A 20,744-nucleotide genomic window follows, 5' to 3' on the forward strand; every position below is an offset into this window, starting at 1 on the left:
TTCAAGATTTCCTTACATGTGCAGGGTTGTAGGTTCAGGCGTAAGCGCCCAGTATCTGACATTGCAACGTCAACCCCGGATGTAGGAGGTGATCACGCCTTGAAGACACGAATCACAAAAGCCGTCTTTCCTGTTGCGGGCCTTGGAACACGTTTTCTTCCCGCAACCAAAGCGATGCCAAAAGAATTGTTGCCGATTATTGACAAGCCGATTGTGCAATACGCGGTAGAAGAAGCCGTCGCAGCGGGCGTAACCGAGCTTATTTTTGTGACGGGTCGCAACAAGCGCGCGGTCGGGGACCATTTCGACGCCAATCTTGAACTGGAAAACCAGTTGCAGGAATCCGGCAAGACCGAAATGCGCGACATGGTCCGTAACATCGTTCCCGAAGGTGTGTCATGCCTGTTTGTGCGCCAGCCCGCGCCGCTGGGCCTTGGGCATGCGGTTCTATGTGCCGCGCCCGCTGTGGGCGATGCCCCTTTTGCGGTGCTACTGGCCGACGACTTCATGAAAGGGGCGCCACTGCCGACAGAAGCATTGATCAAGGCGTATCAGGCCAAGCCGCAAACATTGCTTTCGGTCGGCGAGGTTGCGCCACAGGACGTGTCTAAATTCGGTATTCTGCGGCCCGGTGACAGGCAGGCGGACGGCACGCTGGCTGTCAAGGGACTGGTCGAGAAACCGAAGCTGGAAGATGCGCCGTCCAATCTTGCGTCTTATGGCCGGTATGTGTTCCAGCCCGAGGTGTTCGCGATCCTGAGAGAGTTGAAACCCGGGGCGGGTGGTGAAATTCAACTGGCGGATGCGATCGACATTCTGGCCGCACAGGGCAAGGTTTCCGCCATCGTTAACCAGTCCCACCGCTTCGACTGCGGGTCCAAGCATGGCTATCTGGAAGCGATCCTGGACGTCGCGCTGGATGATCCGAAATACCGTGACTTCCTGCTTGCGCTGATGCGCAAGAAACTTCAGGCCGATCAGGTATAACGATCCACGCAGGCCAGCGCATAAACTGGCCTGCGCCTAACGGGTTGCGCCTTGGGTATCGGGGGTATCGGCTCGCTGCCGCGCCCACATTTCCGAATACTGGCCATTGCGTGCCAACAACTGGTTATGCGTGCCTGTTTCCACGATATGCCCGTCATCCAGTACGACAATCAGGTCGGCATCCACGACCGTCGACAGCCGATGTGCAATCGTAATGACGGTGCGCCCTTGGCCCATCTGGCGAAGGCTTTCCTGAATGCTTTGTTCGGTTCTTGTATCCAGCGCCGATGTGGCCTCGTCCAGCAGCAGGATGGGCGGGTTTTTCAACAAGGTCCGTGCAATGCCGACCCGTTGTTTTTCCCCGCCCGACAGCTTCAGCCCGCGTTCGCCGACTGCCGTGTCATAGCCTTCGGGCAGCGAACAGATGAAATCATGAATGCGCGCTGCACGCGCTGCATCCTCGATGTCCTGCTGTGTGGCGCCATCGCGGCCATAGGCAATATTATAGGCAATGGTGTCGTTGAACAGCACTGTATCTTGCGGGACCACACCGATTGCCGCATGCAGGCTGGACTGGGTCACGCTGCGCAGGTCCTGACCGTCAATCAAGACGGCCCCGCCGGTCACATCATAGAACCGGAACAACAGGCGGCCGATCGTTGATTTTCCCGACCCCGACGGCCCGATAACCGCGACAGTCTGTCCGGCGCGCACCGTCAGGTCCAGCCCCTTCAGGATAGGACGCGCAGGGTCATATCCGAACTGCACCTGTTCAAACCTTATTTCACCCCCCGATACCTGCAAGGGGCGCGCATCCGGTGCGTCGGTCACATCTGCGGGCTGGTCCAGCAGGTCGAACATCTCGCCCATATCGACCAGCGCCTGCCGGATCTCTCGGTAGACGGTGCCCAGAAAGTTCAGGGGCATTGTGATCTGGATCATATAGGCGTTGACCAGCACGAAATCGCCCACCGTCAGCGCGCCATTCTGCACGCCGACCGCGGCCATGACCATCACCACCACCAAGCCTGTGGTTATCAGAAAGGCCTGCCCGAAATTCAGGAAGGCAAGGGAATAGTTGGTGGCAACCGCAGCAGTCTCGTATTGTGCCATTGCGCTGTCATAGCGGCGCGCTTCCATGTCTTCGGCGTTGAAATACTTGACCGTTTCAAAGTTCAGCAGACTGTCAATCGCCTTCTGGTTGGCATCTGTATCCTGCCGGTTCATTTCGCGGCGTTGTTTCACACGCCATTCGGTAATGCGGAATGTGAACCACACATATAGCGAAATTGTTGCGATGACAGCCGCCAGATACCAGACATCGAACATCACGAAGAAGATCACCGCGATCATCAGAAGCTGCAGCATCAGCGGAAAAATCGAGAACAGCAAGAAGCGCAGCAAGAACTCCACGCCCTTGACGCCGCGTTCGATAATCCGGCTTAGGCCGCCGGTCTTGCGGGTGATATGATAGCGCAAGGACAGCCTGTGAATATGCGCGAAGGTTTCCAGCGCAAGTTTGCGCAGCGCGCGCTGCCCGACGCGGGTGAACAACACATTGCGCAATTCCTGAAAGGCGATTTCCATCAGGCGCGCCACGCCATAGGCGACGGTCAAGCCCACTGCGCCAAGCGCCAGCATCCACGCCGCCCCTTCGCCCGCCAGGGCATCAACAGCGGCCTTGTAGAAAAACGGCGTCCCAACCGCGACCAGTTTGGCAACAACCAGCATCACCAGCGCCAGCACAACGCGCCGTTTTATCCAGCCCTCGCCTTGGGGCCACAGATAGGGGATAACACGCCGGATAATGCGTAAACCGCTGGACGGGGTTCCAGAAGTCGACGCGCCGTCAGTCTGGCCCGAGACTGGCGCACGATAAGATGGTGACATGATGTGCCTTCGTTCTTGTCTGCGCGCAATCTAGTCACAGTTGTGGGGATTGACCAGTTGCGTTTCCTGCAACCGGTCGCCCCCTATACGCGGGCAATGGGCGCAGTCACCCCTCGGGCGGTGGAATGATGAATACCTGACCGGGGAATATAAGGTCAGGGTTGCGGATCTGGTCACGATTGGCGTCGAAAATCCGCATATAGCGCTGTCCGTCACCAAAACGGGCTTGGGACATGGCCCAAAGGGTGTTGCCCGGTTGCACAATCAGCGCCTGCGGCCCATCGCTGTCGCGCGCAATCTGCGGTGTGACCCGTTCAAAGGGAATTTCGGCGCGGGACACGACTTGTGATGCGTCGTTCAGTTCATCAACGCGCAGCCGGTATACGCCGCGTTCGATCCCTGCCAGTTGTGCCTGCCAGTTGCCATCGGCGCTGGCGCGGGTGCGGATGATGGGCTGGTTGTCCAGATATATCTGGATCTCGGTTCCCGCAGACTGGCTGCGCCCGCCAACAGCCACTTCCCCCTCGGCATCATAGACGACGCTATCTACCACGACATTTCCGGTGCTTTGCGTCTGGGGCAGGCGCGCGGCCTCGCCCAGAACCTGCACACTGCCGTCAGACCGCATCAGGATCGCCATGGGCATATCCTGTGTTTGTGCCTGTGCGATGGCGGGTTCGCCTGATGGCATGTCGGGGGTGTCCGCGATTTCCGGCAATGCGGGCAGTCCGGCTGTTTCCGTGCCACTGTCCAGTTGTGGACGTGGCGGGGGCGATGCCGCAAGTTCGGGAAACAGCGGCGCTGTCTCGACCTGTTGTGCGCTGTGCACCGGATAGGTGGTGCCGTCCGTGTCCCGTTGCCCGACCAGCAATTCGCTGCGCGGTGCCAGCATCAACGTATCCTGCGAGCGCACGCGGTGCCCGCTGGGCAGATGCACTTCCAGTTCCAGAATGCGCGGAACCGCACTGGGGCGCAGGTCGAACATCATCACGAACTCACCTGCGGCCGTGCTGATGGTCTGGGAAATCTGCGCCTCGTCAATCAGGGCGGCGACTGTGCTGGTGGGGGGGGCCTTGCCGGCAATCAGCACATCACCGATATCGGTCACGCGCACCAGATCGAAACGCGGCGCTGCATCGTTGTGCTGCTCGGCCATGGCCATGCGCATATCCGCGTCAGGTTCCGCAGCGGGGGTATCCGCGACAAACGGTTCTGATGTGGCACCAAGGCGCGGCGGCAGCGCTTCGGGTTCCGTAGAATCCGGCGGAAATATCACGATATAGGCCACCGACGCCGCGCCCGCGACTGCAACAGCACCCACGGCCCATTGTGCCAGCGTATCTTTGGGTAGATATTTCAGCATGATCGATCCCTTGGGCGTGAATGGTCCTGTGGTCCATGTCGAACGCCGCCTTTACCTTGCATGACCATACCAAGCAGGGTATCGCAGGGCAAAAGAAAACCGACAAAAGGTGGCGTTGCATGTCCGTTTTACCCCGGTCCGTCTGTGTTTTTTGTGGTGCGCGCGCGGGAAATGATCCGGCATATGTGCAAGCTGGCCGTGATATGGGCCAGCTGATCGCGCAGCGCGGCTGGCGGCTGGTATATGGCGCGGGCGATATCGGCATCATGGGCGAGGTGGCGCGCGCAGCGCAAACAGGCGGCGCGCCGACCTTCGGGGTTATTCCCACCCACCTGATGCAGGCCGAACAGGGCAGGCAATCCCTGTCAACACTGGTCGTGACCGAGACCATGCACGAGCGCAAGAAGGTGATGTTCACCAATTCCGATGCGATTGTCGTGTTGCCGGGCGGTGCGGGCTCACTGGATGAGTTTTTTGAGGTGCTGACCTGGCGCCAGCTTGGCCTGCACAAGAAGCCGATCTTGATGTTGAATACACAGGGCTACTGGGCACCACTTGCCAGCCTGATCGATCATGTGATCGATCACGGTTTCGCCGAGGCGAATGTGCGCAGTTTTTTCAGCGTTGTTGACACGGTTGACACGGCGGGGCAGGCGCTGGATGCCCATTTTAACAGCCTGATGTCCTGAAACAGGGTGCCGTAAGGTGGCGGGGGCTGGTGTGAAACACTTGGCCTAAGCGTGGCGCTGGCGTGACACGGACATTCGGTTTGCCCCAAGGGGCGGAACATGGCCGCAGAAAACCGCGTCCCGCTATTCTGCCGCAACCCGCCGTTGTTTCAGCATTGGCGCAAGATAATGCCCTGTGTGACTGCCCTCGACCTTGGCCACCTGTTCGGGGGTGCCGGTGGCCACAACCTGTCCGCCGCCATCGCCGCCCTCTGGCCCGATATCGATGATCCAGTCGGCGGTTTTCACCACATCCAGATTGTGTTCGATCACCACCACCGTGTTGCCCTGATCCACCAGTTCATGCAGCACTTCCAGCAATTTTCGCACATCCTCGAAATGCAGGCCGGTTGTCGGTTCGTCCAGAATATAGAGGGTCCGCCCGGTCGAGCGGCGCGACAATTCCTTGGCCAGTTTCACGCGCTGTGCCTCGCCGCCGGACAGGGTGGTGGCCTGCTGGCCGACCTTGATATAACCCAGCCCCACCCGCATCAGCGCATCCATCTTGTCGCGAATGGATGGAACAGCCTGAAAAAAGCCCTGCGCTTCTTCAACTGTCATATCAAGAACGTCGGCTATGCTTTTGCCTTTGAACAGAATTTCCAGCGTTTCACGATTGTAGCGTGCGCCCTTGCATGTCTCGCAGGTGACATAGACATCAGGCAGGAAATTCATCTCGATTTTCAGCACGCCATCGCCCTGACAGGCCTCGCAGCGGCCCCCCTTGACGTTAAAGGAAAACCGCCCCGGCTTGTAGCCGCGCGCTTTTGATTCCGGCAGGCCCGCAAACCAGTCGCGGATGGGACCGAACGCCCCTGTATAGGTGGCAGGGTTGGACCGTGGCGTGCGACCGATGGGGCGCTGGTCGATGTCAATCACCTTGTCCAGATGCTCCAGCCCCTTGATGGTTTCACAAGGTGCCGGTGTCTGGCGTGCACCATTCAGCCGCATGCTGGCGGTCTTGAACAGCGTTTCAATCGTCAGGGTGGATTTGCCGCCCCCCGACACACCCGTCACGCACACGAACTTGCCCAAGGGAAAGTCCACGGTGACATCATGCAGGTTGTTCCCGCTGGCCTTGACCACTTTCAGCTTCTTGCCATTGCCCTTGCGCCGCGTTTTCGGCACTTCAATTTGCCGCGCGCCGGTCAGGTATTGTCCGGTAAGGCTGGCGGGGTCGGCCATGATCTGTGCAGGCGTTCCCTTGGCCACCACGCGCCCGCCATGCACACCGGCACCGGGACCAAAATCCAGCACATGATCGGCGGTGCGGATGGCCTCTTCGTCATGCTCTACAACAATCACGGAATTGCCCTGATCACGCAGGTTGCGCAATGTCACCAGCAGCCGGTCATTGTCGCGCTGGTGCAAGCCGATGCTGGGTTCATCCAGCACATACAGCACACCCGTCAGCCCGCTGCCGATCTGGCTGGCCAGCCGGATGCGCTGGCTTTCCCCGCCGGACAATGTTCCCGCATGCCGCCCCAGTGTCAGGTAATCCAGCCCCACATTGACCAGAAACCCCAGACGTTCGCGGATTTCCTTAAGTATAGCGCGGGCGATCTCGTTTTTTTGCCCGCTTAAGGAGTCGGGCACGCCCTTGACCCAGTCCAGCGCCTCCTTGATGGACATTTGCGTGACCTGCCCGACATGCAGCCCGCCAATCTTGACCGCCAGCGCTTCGGGTTTCAGCCGGTATCCCCCGCAGACCCCGCAATCCCGGTGGTTCTGGTATTGTTCAAAATCTTCCCGAATCCACGCGCTGTCGGTTTCGCGGTAGCGCCGTTCCATATTCGGCACGACACCTTCAAAGGCGCGGGTGACGTTATACACCCGCCCGCCTTCATCATAGCGGAAGGGCAGTTCCTCGCCGTTGGAGCCATACAGCAAAACCTGCTTCACATGTGCAGGCAGGTCCTTCCACGGGGCGCGGGCATCGAATTCATAATGTTTGGCCAGCGATTCAATGGTTTGCAGGAAGTAGGGCGATTTGCCCTTGCGCCATGGCGCAATCGCGCCGTCATATAACCGCAGGGCATGGTCGGGCACGACAAGGCGTTCGTCAAAAAACAATTCCACCCCCAACCCGTCGCAGGCAGGGCAGGCACCTGTCGGGGCGTTGAACGAAAACAGGCGTGGTTCGATTTCGGAAATGGTGAAGCCACTGACCGGACAGGCGAATTTTTCTGAAAACGTCATGCGTGCGCCATCTTCGCGCGCCTCTTCCAGCACGGCAATTCCGTCAGCCAGATCAAGGGCGGTGCGCAAACTGTCGGCCAGCCGCGTTTCCATACCGGCACGCACGACAAGCCTGTCCACCACCACATCAATGTCATGGCGGAATTTCTTGTCCAGGGTGGGCGGTTCGTCCAGTTCATAGAACTGCCCGTCAACCTTGACCCGCTGGAACCCCTGCTTGCGCAGTTCCAGAAATTCCTTGCGGTATTCCCCTTTGCGGTCGCGCACGATCGGGGCCAGCAAATAGGCGCGCGTGCCATCCTCCATCGCCATGATGCGGTCAACCATGTCCTGCACCTGCTGCGCCTCAATGGGCAGGCCGGTTTCAGGGCTGTAGGGGGTGCCTGCACGCGCAAACAGCAAGCGCAGATAGTCATATATTTCGGTGACTGTGCCAACCGTGGAGCGCGGATTCTTGCTGGTGGTCTTTTGTTCAATCGAAATCGCGGGCGACAGGCCGGAAATATGGTCCATATCGGGCTTTTGCATCATATCCAGAAACTGGCGCGCATAGGCCGACAGGCTTTCGACATAGCGCCGCTGCCCTTCTGCGTAAATGGTGTCAAACGCCAGCGACGACTTGCCCGACCCAGACAGCCCGGTGATGACCACAAGCTGGTCGCGCGGGATATCCACATCGATGTTTTTCAGGTTGTGTTCGCGCGCACCGCGCACTTCGATGAATTTCTGCTCGGCCATGTGCATCCCCAACGCCACTTCGCGTTAACATAGTCCTGTGATGGTGGAACGCCAAGCGAAAAACAGGAACAATTGGGGAACGGGCGCGGATTCCTGCGAAACGCGTCTTTTGTGGTTCACGGCGTCGTGCCAGTGCCATGTGTTGCCGGATTTCTGGAACCACCCTGCCGCGACAAGGGCGGCACAGGTGCTGCGCCCGTGGACCGGAACGGTTGAACTTCTGACGATCAATCAATGTCTTCGGCAGGGTGTTCCATAAATATATTGTAAAGTTCTTCCTATTAGGATCGCATCAACAAAACCCAAGTCACGGATACCGATGCGTATTGTCATTGTAGAAGATCATCCCATGATCTTGCAGGTGCTGACTGCGGCACTTTCGGCGATGCCGGAATACAGCGTGATCGGCTGCACCTGTGCATCCGACGGGATTGCGGCCTGTCGTGACGGGGCCGATCTGGCGGTGTTCGATTACCGCCTTCCTGATGCGACGGGCACACAGGCTGTCCAGATCCTGCGCGAGGATGACCGCACACGTCATTTGCCCATCATCATGATAACCGGCGACAATGACGCGCGCACACGTCTGGATGCAATCAAGGCGGGCGCGACTGATTTCCTGCAAAAGCCCGTGAATATTGACGAATTCCGGCTGCGCGTGCGCAACCTGCTTGCCCTGCACGATGCGCAAAAAACATCGGAGGAGCGCGAGAGGCTTCTTGAAACAGTGATTTCCGCAGCAGGCACCTGTATTGCCGTTGCCGATGCCAGAAAACCCGATGCGCCCATCCTGTTTGCCAGTGACGCTTTGGCCAGATTTTGTGGGCGCGCCCTTGGTGACATTCTTGGCCAGGGGCCGCATGTTCTGTTTCACGAAGACGGGCGATCGCCGGCCATGGAAGATCTGGAGGCGGCAATCGCGTCACGCCATGCGGGTGCCTGCAGCATAGAGTTGATCCAACATGATGGCACACGCGCCTGGACGCAAGTAGCGCTTAGGCCTGTGCCTGACAGCGGCGCAGGTGCGCGTTTTTTGGTCATAACCCTTAGCGACATTTCGGACATGGTCGAAATTCGCGCAGCCCATGACAGGCTGGCCGCACGGATGAGTGATATTGCCCGCATCAGCGGCGCCTGGTTCTTCGAGATTGATGCAGCCTGCTGCATTGCATATGTGTCGGACGCAATGGCATCTGCGCTGGGTGCATCGATATCGATGGTGCAGGGGGTGCATGTTGACCAACTGGGGGGGCGGTTCGCCGCGCCCGCCCGCAAGGACCAGCCGCTGAGCGCGTTATTCGGGCCAGCGTTCAAGCCTGTCGAAAACGAGCTTCTGACCTTCCGGTTGTCAAACGGTCAGATCCGCGCGGTACAGGTGAATATCGTCCCGTTCAAAAACCCGGAAGGGCAGTTTGCGGGATATCGCGGCTATGCAAGTGACGTCAGCGACATTGCGCAGGCGCGCGACATTGCCGCGCGGGCCAGTCGCGCCAAATCCGCCTTTCTTGCGACGATGAGTCATGAAATGCGCACGCCCTTGACGGCGATCATGGGCATGTCGGAACTGTTGATGCGCGACATTTCCGACACAGAACAGCGCGGGAATCTTCGTATGATCACCGATGCGGCGATGAACTTGTCGGATGTGCTGGGCAATCTGCTGGATGTGGCGATCATGGAAAGCGGAACACTTGCGCTGAACTCCGTCAAATTCGACCCGGTGGAGGCGCTGGAAAGGGTCATGCGCATTCACCGGCAGGACGCGCAGGTCAAGGGGCTGGAATTCATGTGCCAGATCACAGGCGAAACGCGGGGCCTGCGTTCGGGTGATGGACCGCGCCTGCGCCAGATCATTCATCATCTTATGTCGAATGCGGTAAAATTCACCCCGCAGGGGCGGGTGAATGTCACCCTCGACCTGTCAGCGCCCGACCGGCTGGTCCTGAGGGTGGCGGATACCGGCATCGGAATGAGGGCGGAAGAAGTGGAAGCGTCATTCCAGCCCTTTGTGCAAACCGATGACGGAACCGCGCGCCGCTATGGTGGCAGTGGACTTGGGTTAAGTATTGCGCGGTGGCTGTGCACGGCCATGAACGGCAGTCTGCAACTGGACTCGGTATATGGTCAGGGCACAACGGCAATTCTGGACGTGCCCCTGCCGGTGGTTGATATTGCGCAAGACGATGATGCTGACCTTGATCTCAGCGGGCAGCATATTCTTGTTGCTGATGACAACCGCGCCAACCGCAAGATTCTGGATGTGATGCTGCGCAAGATGGGGGCCGATGTCACCTTGTGCGTTGATGGTCACGAAGCCCTTGGAATGTGGCAGGCGCAGCGTTTTGATTTGTTGCTGCTTGACATAAACATGCCCGAAGTGGCGGGCACCGATGTGATGCGCAGCGTCCGGCAACGCGAGGCGCTGCGCGCCTTGCCCCCTGTTCCGGCGCTTGCTGTCACGGCGAATGCGATGCCTGAACAAGTTGCCCATTACAGGAATGTCGGTTTTGACGGCTGCGTGGGCAAGCCCTTCACCCGTGCCACGCTGACCACGGCTTTGCGTGAAATTTTGCATCACGCATAGTGCCCCCTGTGCAGAAAAAGAAACTTGGTTTAGATTTGGTTAAGTTTCTAATGGCACAGATGAATATGGTCTGTCTGTGCACGGATTGCAGGCAGGTGTTCGAGACAACATGTGCAAGGATTTGATGAATGACCCTGTTGAACCGTTTTGTTTTTCCACTCTTTTTGATGGTTTTCGCCAGTGCCGCTGCCGCGCAATCCCTTCCGGAACCACAAGGGCCGGTCATTCTGGAAGTGACCGGACAGGTCGCGGCGTCCCATGATGGTGCCGCGCGCTTCGATCTTGCGATGATCGAAGGGCTGGAGCAGCATGTCGTCGATGTGGAAACCCCATGGCATGAAGGGCCGCAACAATTCACGGGCCCGCGGATTGTGGACCTGATGGCGGCAGTGGGGGCGCAAGGCGCGGAACTGCGTTTCGTGGCCATCAATGACTATGCCGCGAATATGCCTTGGGAAGATATCGAAACCTATGATGTCATCCTCGCCACTCGGCAGAATGGCGATACAATGTCGGTGCGTGACAAGGGGCCGCTGTTCGTGATCTATCCGTTCAATGACGTTCCCGACCTGCGCAACGAAGTGTTCTATGGCCGTTCGGTCTGGCAGGTAAAAGAGATTCAGGTGCTGCCTTGAAATTCCCGCGACGCCAACAATCGAGCCCTTGGCGCGATCGTGTTGGCGTCGTAATTCTAAGTGTTGTTGCACTTCTTAGCGTCCTTGCTGCGTGGATGCTGTTTTCGCGGCTTCTGGATACAGAACGCGAAATGGATTCTGTGGTGCGCGAGGATGCGATGTGGGCAATCTTCCAGTCCGACCGGCATTTGCGCCAGTTGGAAAACCTTGCTTTCGTCATTGTCGAGACGCGCGATGCGGGGCTGCATCACCGCTTCGTGCATAATTATGACATTCTCTACAGCCGTGTCGGCCTGATGCGGGGGGGGACGTTTTTCCTTGACCTTAGTGGCGATGAAACGCTGTCGCAGCAGGTCAGCTCTTTCAACGATATGGTGCTGGGCCTTGCGCCGCGCATTGATGCCCTTGATCCGAATGCACCCGCCTATCTGGATGACATCACTGTTCTGGCCACGGAATTGCAACAGCATGCCCGCCTCTCGAATGATATTGTGCTGGGAACCAACGCTGCCATCAATGCCTTGCGGGTGGAGGATCGTGCCGTCCGGCGGGAAATTCAGGACCAGCTTGCCTATCTCGCGCTGGTGCTGATCGTTGCCTTTTTGGGTATTTTTGCACTGCTTATGATGCAGTTGCGCAGGATCGGCAGGTCCAACCGGCATATGGCCCTGTTGCAGGAACGCAGTCGCAGGCAAACATTGCGCGCGCAAGCTGCAAGCCGCGCCAAATCGGCCTTCCTTGCAACCATGAGCCATGAAATACGAACGCCGCTGAACGGGATTATCGGATCGGCCGATTTGTTGTCGCTGGCGTCGATGCCGGACAAGCATATGCGCCGGCTGGACACAATCCGCGCATCGGCGGCATTGTTGCGCGACCTGATCGACGGAATTCTGGATTTCTCGAAACTGGAAGCTGGCGCATTCGAGGGGCGGGCCTCGGAACTGGATCTCGATGACCTGCGCGCGTTGATTATTCAGGCATTCGGCGATCAGGCGCAGGACGCGGGGTTGGTGCTTGACGTGGATCTGCCGTCCGGAATTGTCCGGACGGACGATACGCGCGTGCGGCAGGTGCTTATCAACCTTGTCGGCAATGCAATAAAATTCACACCGGCCGGACGGGTTCGGATTCGTGGAGAGTTGCAGGACGATTCTGTCCTGCGGATCGAGGTTGAGGATGATGGTATCGGTATTTCAGAAGATGATCTGCCGCGCCTGTTTCGGGAATTCAGCCAGCTTGACGGGTCTTTTTCCCGAAAATACGGGGGCAGCGGGCTGGGGCTGGCGATCTGCAAGCGCATTGTCGACGGCATGCAGGGCAAGATTGGCGTGCAAAGTGAATTGGGCAAAGGCAGCCTGTTCTGGTTCGAAATACCCGCCCGCAGACTCACGGAGGCCGAGCGCCTGCCAGATACCAGTCTGGTTCCGGCAAAAACGGCAGTTTCAAACGCACCGCTACATGTCCTGATTGCAGAGGATAACGAGATCAACCTTGAGGTGATGAAAGGAATACTAGAGAATTTGGGGCATCGGTGCTCGGAGGCGCGCAATGGCCAGGAAGCTGTCGCGTTCCTGCGCAATGCCCGGCCCGATATTGTGTTGATGGATATGCAGATGCCAATCATGGATGGCGTAGAGGCGACGCGCCAGCTTCGCGCGGACGGGGTGGCGGTGCCGATCATCGGGGTTACCGCCAATGCCTTCTCCGAGGATCGTGACGCATGTCTGGCGGCCGGTATGGACGCTTTTGTGCCCAAACCCGTCACGAATGCCATCCTTGCGGCGGTGTTGACACAGTTCGCCCCCGCGACGGAAGCCGCGCCTGCCACCACCCCGGAGAATACCGCCGGTGCCCGGTCCGGCGATGACCCGCTTGCCCCGTCCGAACCGGCACCTGAGGGTGATGAGGCCAACCTCCAGCTGCATGACCTTGTTGCGGCGCTGGGCACCGAGATGGTGACGACCCTCGTGGACCGTTTCGAAAGCGATATCGATGTGTTGCGCCATGATCTGGGCCTTGCATTACACGCAGGCGATACCGTGGAACAGGATGACATGCTGCACACGTTCAAAGGGGGGGCCCTGACCTTGGGCATGATGCGTTCGGGCACTTATGCGCAGACAATCCGCGGTTCATTGCCATTGCAGGGGGCGCAGATGGACCATTTGCTGGAACTGGCCCGCGATGATGTCAAACTTGCGCGGCGCGCCTTGATCCGAGCAGAGGTGGCATGACCAAAGGTTTCCGCAAGAACTGGCCTGATGCCATGTCGCGTTTTTTGCAGGCGTCGCGTGCGCAGCACGGCACGCTATCGCCGGTTGTTGATCTGTTGACCGATCTGTCGCATGTGATCGGGGCAAGATCATGTGCGTTGATGGCGCTGCAAGGGGAAGCGCTTGTGTGCCTATGTGCATCCGACAGCGCCTATGAGGCTGATCTGGATGCGATTGACAGCCTGATGCTATGGGCGGGAAACCCGTTGCCTGCCGGAAAATTCACGGCCATCGTCAGGGGGCTTGATGATACCGTTCAGCCGCTTGCTGTTCTTGTTGACATGCCGGGCATTGGGTCGCTTTCCGATACAGGCCGCAAGGCCCTGAAAGATGTGACTGCCTTGCTTGATCTGGCCGTTGCGCGTCAGGCAGAGGTGAAACGCAGTGTCATGCTGTCCTCGCTGAAGGACACTGCGTTTCTGGGAACCCCGATTGGGCCGCCATGGGAAAAGGGCGCGCGCGATATTCTGGGTGTAGCGCTGCACCGCCTGACCGAGGCTCAGGCGCTGAGTGTCGAGTTGATTGACAGCCTGCTGGCGGCGCCCTTGGCCGATCTGGACACGACCATTGATGCCGCACTGCTGCGGATGGGCCAGTTTTGCGGTTCAGACCGGACCTATGTGTTTCAGGAAACCGCGCCCGACCAGATTTCAAATACCCATGAATGGTGTGCCGCTGGCATAGACACGGCAATGGAGCAGCTTCAGGACATTCCGGCCAAGGTTGCAGACCCTTGGTGGCAAGGGTTCAAGGCCGATGGACATGTCTATATTCCGGATGTTCTGGCGCTTCCCGAAGGTGATGAGTTGCGCATCACCTTGCAAGCGCAGGGCATCAAATCGCTGTTGTCGGTGCCATTGCAACATGACGGGCGCGTTCTGGGGTTCGTGGGCTATGACGCTGTGCGCCAGAAGCGCGCGTTCCTGCGCGGTGAAATCCATTTGTTGAAATCCGTGGCGAATGTCATCGCAACATTGTTGATGCGCCGCAAGACAGAGGCCGAGGTTGACGATGCGCTGCGCCAGAAGGAGCTGGAACGACAGAAGTTGCGCGCAACATTAAGCGTGTTGCCTGATGTCTTGCTGGAATTTGACAAGGATTTGCGGGTTACTGGGTATCATGTGAACAACCAGATGAACCTGCCGATTGTTCTGGATACGCTTCTGGGCAAGCAGTTGCAGGAATGTCTACCTGCGCATTTCGGTGCCCTTGCCGCCCAGATCCGGCTGGAATTGCAAGACAAGCAAATGGTTACCGGCTATCAGTGCTCGCTTGACATCGGGGGGCGGCAATACTGGTATTCCGTGTCCGCCGCGCGCAGGCCTGATGGCATTGACGGGCGTGGCGGCGGTTATGTTGCCGTGGTGCGCGATATTACAGACTCGCATATCCAGCGCCTTGAGATTGAGCGCCTTGGACAGATTGCAATGAACACAACCAACCTTGTGGTCATCACGGATGCGGCAGGGCGGATCGAATGGACCAACCCCGCATTCGAGAAGCGCACAGGCTACCGGCTTGCCGATGTGGCAGGCATGAAGCCGGGGGAATTCCTGCAATCGCCGCTGACCGATCAGACCACCATTGCGAAAATCCGGAAGGCGCTTGCGTCGGAATGCGCCATAACATGCGAGATATTGAACCGTACCAAATCCGGCGAATTATACTGGGTGGAACTGGCGATCCAGCCGATTTTCGATGCAGCCGGTGACCTGACAGGGTTCATGTCGGTGCAGACGGACCTGACGGAGTACCGCATTCACGCGCGCAATCTGGAATCCGCGCTGAAAGCGGAACAAGCGGCCCGTTCGCAGCTGAAAACAGCGGTCGCCATCATGCAGGATGCGTTCATCCAGTATGATGCCGATCAGAAGCTGGTATTGTGCAACGACAAGTATCGCGACTTGTTCCGCGAACTTCGGACGGTGCTGGTGCCGGGGACCAGTTTGTCCGATATTCTGGCCGCGGGCGTGGAAACCGGCTGTTTCGCGCAGGACGCACCGGATAAACAGGCGTGGATCGCGGCCCAGCTGCGGGGATTCCACCTTCGATATACCGAATCCGACGTGATGCAGCGCGGCGGGCGCTGGTATCGCTACATCCAGCAACCAACGCCTGATGGCGGTCGCATCGCCATGTTGTCCGACATTACCGACCTGAAAGATGCCGAACTGCGTGCGTTGTCTGATCGTGCGCGCGCCATGGACGCCTCTCGCGATGGAATTGCGCTGCTTACCGAAGAAGGCGTTGTCACATATGCGAACGCGGCGGCGGCGAAAATATTCGACCATTCAACGCCCGATCTGGTTCTGGGCAGACAATGGCGTGACCTGATTTCCAGCAGGACCGGCGAACCCTTGGACCAGCTTGCTGTTCCAGCCTTCGTTACAGACGGGTTCTGGCAAGGGCAGGCCGCCGTCCGGCGCGGTGATGACACTGTGCGCGATGTGGAAATTTCCGCAACCCGCGCCAGTGACGGCGGCATTCTGTGCATTTTGCGCGATATCACCGAAAAATTGCGTACGGACGCGGAACAGGAACGCCTGCGCGAGGAACTGGCGCTTGCCCGCCGCCGCGAGGAGGTTGGACAGATTGCTGCGGGATTGACGCATGATTTCAACAATCTTCTGGCGGCTATTTCCGGCGCAGCCAGCCTGATCGAGGAGACGGGCGCAGCCGACAGTCGCGCCTTGGCCGAGAATATCGGCTCCGCAGTTGAGCAGGCTTCGGGACTGGTGCGGCGCATGATGGCTTTGGGCAAAAAGAAAGTTGAGAAGTGCAGCATAGACCTGCGCGACCCCGTTCAGGACGCCATTGATCTTGTCCGTGCGGGTTTGCGCCCGCCCGTTCAGCTGAATCTGTCCGTGCCACCGGAACCGGTGTTGTGCATGGTTGACCAGACGGCGGTGATGCAGGCCATTCTGAACCTGTGCATCAATGCGCGCGATGCGATCACGTCAGCGACTGATGACGGCACCGATGGGACGATATCGGTCACAGTGATGCCCGCCACATGTGATGATGCCGATCAGGCGTTTGACATCGGCACCTGTCAGGGCGGTCTGGAATACGCGAAAATTCAGGTGTCCGATGACGGGCCGGGTATGGATGCCGAAACGCGCGCGAATATCTTTACCCCCTATTTTTCGACGAAAGGGGAACGTGGCACGGGTTTGGGTTTGCCTATCGTTGTCGGGGCCATAACGGACCATGGCGGCGCGCTGCGCCTCGATACTGCGCCAGGGCAGGGCACGGTCTTCACCATCATGTGGCCGGTCCAGACCGCAGATGGTGCAGACCGTGATCGTGCACAACCACATGGGCTGAATGGGGCATCATTTCTGGTTATTTCCGAAGACGTGCAGAAATTGCGCAGCCTGACCGGCCTGCTAGAGGCTGCGGGGGGTTTGGTGGTGCCGTGTGACAGCGCCCTCGATGCAGAAGAGTTCCTTCTGGCCGAGATTGGCAGCTGGGATATGGTGCTTTTGGATGGCGGCATTCGGGAAAACGCGGCCCGCAAGATCATCGCATCCAGTCATGCATCAAGGGCTGATCTGCCTGCCGTTGTGCTGGCAGATGAGGGTGCTTCTGTCCTTGATGACGGTGGAATCGGCGTGGTTCTGCAGACGCCAGCGGATAATTCCAGGCTTTTGTCGGCAATTATGCAATTGTTGAAATCATAAACATGTGTTGAGTTATAATTTGAACTATTATGTTTCGGATGAACGGTGCGACTGCGGACCTCGCATTGCGCATGTATCACGAAGGACTGGGGGAGCGTATGCCTATTCTGATCGCTGATGACCATGATCTGTTGCGTGATACCCTTGTCATGTTCTTGTCCAGCACCGGTGAGATGACAGTTGACGGCGCAAGCAGTTACGCCGCTGCTGTCGATCTGATGGAACAACAGGAACGGTATGACCTGCTGTTGCTGGATTACCGGATGCCGGGAATGAGCGGGCTGAACGGACTGAAGGACGCGCTGGAACATGATCGTGCGGGCCGTGTGGCCCTTATGTCAGGCGATGCGCCCAGATCCGTTATCGCAGAAGCGCTTGAGGCAGGGGCCGCGGGCTTTGTCCCGAAGACATTGCCTGCAAAATCCTTGCGAAATGCGGTTGCCTTCATGTTGATGGGCGAAACCTACATGCCGGCAGGTTTCCTGCAAGACGTCGATACGCGCACCGATCCGGTGCTCCAAGACCTGAGCCGCCGCGAAGCGCAGGTTTTGCGCGGGCTGTGTGACGGGAAATCCAATAAGGAAATCGGACTTGATCTGTCAATTTCCGAGGCCACTGTGAAGCTGCATGTCAAGACGATCTATCGTCACCTTGGCGTGGCAAACAGGACCCAGGCCGCGATGATTGCGCGCGACCTTGGGTTTAATTAGGGTCTGCCGGAACGTGCAGATATTCGCCCGTTGGGCGATGCCCAACAGTTATGCGGACATAGCATAGTCTTCCGAAGTCGTTGACTCGGCAGGGTCCTTCATCAGATAGCCGCGGCCCCAGACAGTCTGGATCGGACAGTTTCCATCCAGCGCATCGGACAGTTTCTTGCGCAGCTTGCAGATGAAAACATCGATGATCTTGATGCTGGGTTCATCCACGCCGCCATAAAGCTGGCTCATCAGCATGTCCTTGCTTAGGGTTCTTCCCTTGCGCAGGGCCAGCGTTTCAAGAATATCATATTCCTTGCTGGTCAGCGTCAGCATTTTCCCGTGGGCCGTAGCTGTGCGTGTATCAAGATCGATGACCAGATCGCCGATTGTGACCTTGGTATTGATATGCCCGTTCGTGCGGCGCACCACCGCCAGAATTCTGGCGCTAAGTTCATCAATCTTGAAGGGTTTGGTGACATAATCATCCGCGCCGGCACCCAATGCGGCAACCTTTGTCTGGATCTCCATATCGCCCGACAGCACCAGAATCGGATAGGTTATGCCCTTGCGGCGCGCCTCGCGCAGGACGTCCAGTCCGGTTTCACGCTTCAACCGCATGTCCAGCAAAACCGCGTCAAACGGATACAACTCCATCATTTCCAACGCGGACCGGCCATCGGACACAATTGTCGCATTGAATTTTCGTTGACCCAACAAGGCCGCAATGGTCTGCGCCATCAAACCATCATCTTCTACGATAAGGACTTTCATCTTAATTCTCCATTGGCAGTTCACCCTCTCTTAACTGTGACGCATCGTGCAAATTTTCTCAAAAGGGAAAGAGGATAAAAAATGTGGCAACAAAACGGCCGCGCTACCCGTATGGGAAAGGCCCTACCCGAACGGGTAGGTGGGCTACGAAGAAACCGGCGAAGTGTATGACTTGAAACGAAAGTTCTGCCATAATTTCGCCATTTTTCGCCACATTTCAGCCTTATTCGTGACGGCTCGCCAGTTTTGGCAGGCCACCCCGAATCGGTTCTGCGCACCGAAAATCACGGTCGCGCACCTTGTCTCAAAAGGTCTGTGACTGCCGGTCCGGGTTACGTCATGAGGCTGCTTTTGGGTTCTGGCGCTGCATCATGCGTTCAAACAGGGTGGGCCTGTCATTGGCAGATCGGTCATGTCGTGTCCCCGCGCGAAGCATGATCGGGGTCGCGTTTACGGGTGCATATGGGGCTGTCCGGTCACAGGATCGATTTTCACTTCAACCTTGCTGCCATCGCGGGCATAGAATTCGACCTCCCAATACCCGTCATCATCCCATTCTATCTCGTCGATCCATGCAATATCGTATTGGCTTTCCAGCTTTGTGACAATTTCCGACAGCGGCAGGGCTTGCTTTGGCGGGGGGCTGTCGGCACATGCGGCACCCGCACTCATGGCCAATGCAACGGGGAAAATATAGCGCAATTTCATACGTCACTCCTGCATGTTATGGCATGCAGGTATGTAATATGCGCCAGCCTTCAATGCCGCGGCTTGACTGAATTCCGCAATGCGCGGGTTTCTGCCATCCCCCTTATCGAAGTTGATCTGTCCAGCCCTGCGCATGCCCCGCCCCTAGGGCTTGGAAAAAATGTAGCGCGTGCATTGTCTGTATCGGGCGTCCGGGGTCAGGATCGCTGGCGGGAATGCGGGGCGGTTGGGTGCATCCGGCCATGCCTGCGCTTCCAGCGCGATACCGGAAAATGGCCCATAGCGCCGCCCGTCCAGCCCGTCCAGTCCTTCGGTCGGGATTTGGGAACCGGTGTAGACCTGAAGCCCTGGTTCGGTGCTGTCCATACGCATCGACAGGCCCGATGCCGCGCTGCGCAGGGTTGCAACGGGGCGCAGGGGCACGCGTTCGCGCGACAGGCAGAAATTATGGTCCAGCGCCACACCGGACAGGGGGCGCGGGGCGGTAAAGTCGAACGGCCCGCCTGCGACAGCGGCAATGTCACCCGTTGGAATAAGCGCATCGTCAACAGGCAAGTAGTGATCGGCCGCGATTTGCAGATCATGCTGCGCCAGTGTTCCCGTGTCATCAAGAATGAAATACCCATGATGCGCAAAACTGCACGGTGTCGCGCGGTCTGTGGCAGCGTCAATCTCGAACTGTAACACGCCGGTTTCGGGCAGCGATATCGTCACGCAAACATCCATATTGCCCGGAAATCCCATATCCCCGTCCGGCAAGCGCAGGCACAGGGTCACACTGGCGCTGGTTTGCTGTTTGACCTGCCACAGTTTTTGCGAGGCCCCAACCGGCCCGCCATGCAAGGCATGCCCGCCGGGACTGTTATGCGGAATGTGGTAGGTCTGGCCATTCAGGTCAAATTTCCCACCTGCAATGCGGTTTGCGAACCGCCCCACGATCGCACCGAAAAAACGCATATTGCCCAGATAGGGGGCGGCCGCCTCGGCCCCAAGGACCAAAGGGTGCGGCGTCCCGTCAAGCCGCAGGTCTTGCACAATGGCCCCAAGCGTCAGCACCTGCGCCACCATTGCGCCACCGCGCAAAGTGATCTGTTCAATGGTCCGCCCGTCAGGAAGGTGACCGAACACGTTGCGCGCAGGATGGGACATTGACTGTGCCTTTCGCCATATCTTGATGAATGACAGACGCTAACACCAATGAAATTCGGGCGCAAACGCCCATCCACGGCTGCGAATTCACTGTGGGATGTGAGTGATGAAATGATTGGTCGGAGTGAGAGGATTCGAACCTCCGACCCCCTGCTCCCGAAGCAGGTGCGCTACCAGGCTGCGCTACACTCCGTCCAATGGCGTGCGTATACGGTTGGTCGGCGGTTTTGACAAGGGGGCGTTGCGGTGGAAAATGCAGACAATCAACACAGGTGCCCAAGGGCTTTCCAAGGCATGGGTTTTTGCCTATGAGTAACCTGTAAAAAAACGGA

General features: G+C 58.2%; 13 protein-coding genes and 1 tRNA gene. 7 read left to right on the forward strand and 7 right to left on the reverse strand.

From position 1 onward, the window contains the following. Positions 1–18: 18 nt before the first annotated feature. Positions 19–987 (forward strand): UTP--glucose-1-phosphate uridylyltransferase GalU, encoded by a 969-nt coding sequence (gene galU, locus ACTIE1_RS01025; protein ID WP_439563225.1) that lies wholly within the window; start codon positions 19–21, stop codon positions 985–987. A 36-nt stretch (positions 988–1,023) separates the two neighbouring features. Here the strand turns inward: galU and ACTIE1_RS01030 are convergent, their stop codons facing one another. Both ACTIE1_RS01030 and ACTIE1_RS01035 read right to left on the reverse strand, forming a co-directional pair. Further along, entirely contained in the window at positions 1,024–2,877 is a 1,854-nt protein-coding gene (locus ACTIE1_RS01030; protein ID WP_439560235.1) for an ABCB family ABC transporter ATP-binding protein/permease, read from the reverse strand. 106 nt (positions 2,878–2,983) lie between these two features. Continuing rightward, a complete protein-coding gene (locus ACTIE1_RS01035) occupies positions 2,984–4,240 on the reverse strand; it encodes a LysM peptidoglycan-binding domain-containing protein (protein WP_439560234.1) in 1,257 nt (418 codons plus the stop codon). Between the two features lie 119 nt (positions 4,241–4,359). On the opposite strand from ACTIE1_RS01035, the gene ACTIE1_RS01040 reads away from it, so the two are divergent. Beyond that, entirely contained in the window at positions 4,360–4,929 is a 570-nt protein-coding gene (locus ACTIE1_RS01040) for a TIGR00730 family Rossman fold protein (RefSeq protein ID WP_439560233.1), read from the forward strand. A 123-nt stretch (positions 4,930–5,052) separates the two neighbouring features. Here the strand turns inward: ACTIE1_RS01040 and uvrA are convergent, their stop codons facing one another. Continuing rightward, positions 5,053–7,905 carry an excinuclease ABC subunit UvrA gene (gene uvrA / locus ACTIE1_RS01045; protein ID WP_439560232.1) on the reverse strand — a complete coding sequence of 951 codons (2,853 nt, stop codon included), beginning with the start codon at positions 7,903–7,905 and terminating at the stop codon, positions 5,053–5,055. 319 nt (positions 7,906–8,224) lie between these two features. Between uvrA and ACTIE1_RS01050 the strand changes: the two genes are divergently transcribed. The 5 genes from ACTIE1_RS01050 (at position 8,225) to ACTIE1_RS01070 (ending at position 17,793) form a co-directional block, all read left to right on the forward strand. Beyond that, positions 8,225–10,489 carry a response regulator gene (locus ACTIE1_RS01050; protein ID WP_439560231.1) on the forward strand — a complete coding sequence of 755 codons (2,265 nt, stop codon included), beginning with the start codon at positions 8,225–8,227 and terminating at the stop codon, positions 10,487–10,489. A 128-nt stretch (positions 10,490–10,617) separates the two neighbouring features. Beyond that, positions 10,618–11,124 carry a molybdopterin-dependent oxidoreductase gene (locus ACTIE1_RS01055; protein WP_439560230.1) on the forward strand — a complete coding sequence of 169 codons (507 nt, stop codon included), beginning with the start codon at positions 10,618–10,620 and terminating at the stop codon, positions 11,122–11,124. Between the two features lie 131 nt (positions 11,125–11,255). Further along, positions 11,256–13,361, forward strand: coding sequence for an ATP-binding protein (locus ACTIE1_RS01060; protein ID WP_439560229.1), 2,106 nt, complete (start codon positions 11,256–11,258; stop codon positions 13,359–13,361). Then, entirely contained in the window at positions 13,358–17,083 is a 3,726-nt protein-coding gene (locus ACTIE1_RS01065) for a PAS domain-containing protein (RefSeq protein ID WP_439560228.1), read from the forward strand. Before ACTIE1_RS01060 ends, ACTIE1_RS01065 begins: the two co-directional genes overlap by 4 nt. A gap of 98 nt (positions 17,084–17,181) precedes the next feature. Continuing rightward, positions 17,182–17,793: a response regulator transcription factor gene (locus tag ACTIE1_RS01070; RefSeq protein WP_439560227.1), complete on the forward strand. Its 612-nt coding sequence runs from the start codon at positions 17,182–17,184 to the stop codon at positions 17,791–17,793. A gap of 48 nt (positions 17,794–17,841) precedes the next feature. Here ACTIE1_RS01070 and ACTIE1_RS01075 read toward each other — a convergent pair whose 3' ends face one another. The 4 genes from ACTIE1_RS01075 to ACTIE1_RS01090 form a co-directional block, all read right to left on the reverse strand. Continuing rightward, on the reverse strand, positions 17,842–18,555 hold the full coding sequence (locus ACTIE1_RS01075; RefSeq protein WP_439560226.1) for a response regulator transcription factor: 714 nt from the start codon (positions 18,553–18,555) through the stop codon (positions 17,842–17,844). Between the two features lie 450 nt (positions 18,556–19,005). Beyond that, positions 19,006–19,263 carry a PepSY domain-containing protein gene (locus ACTIE1_RS01080; RefSeq protein ID WP_439560225.1) on the reverse strand — a complete coding sequence of 86 codons (258 nt, stop codon included), beginning with the start codon at positions 19,261–19,263 and terminating at the stop codon, positions 19,006–19,008. 144 nt (positions 19,264–19,407) lie between these two features. Then, entirely contained in the window at positions 19,408–20,412 is a 1,005-nt protein-coding gene (locus ACTIE1_RS01085) for an aldose epimerase family protein (RefSeq protein WP_439560224.1), read from the reverse strand. A 116-nt stretch (positions 20,413–20,528) separates the two neighbouring features. Beyond that, a tRNA-Pro gene (locus ACTIE1_RS01090) sits at positions 20,529–20,605 on the reverse strand. Positions 20,606–20,744: the final 139 nt, after the last annotated feature.

The sequence above is a fragment of the Roseinatronobacter sp. genome (assembly GCF_051859525.1).
Taxonomy (GTDB): Bacteria; Pseudomonadota; Alphaproteobacteria; order Rhodobacterales; family Rhodobacteraceae; genus Roseinatronobacter.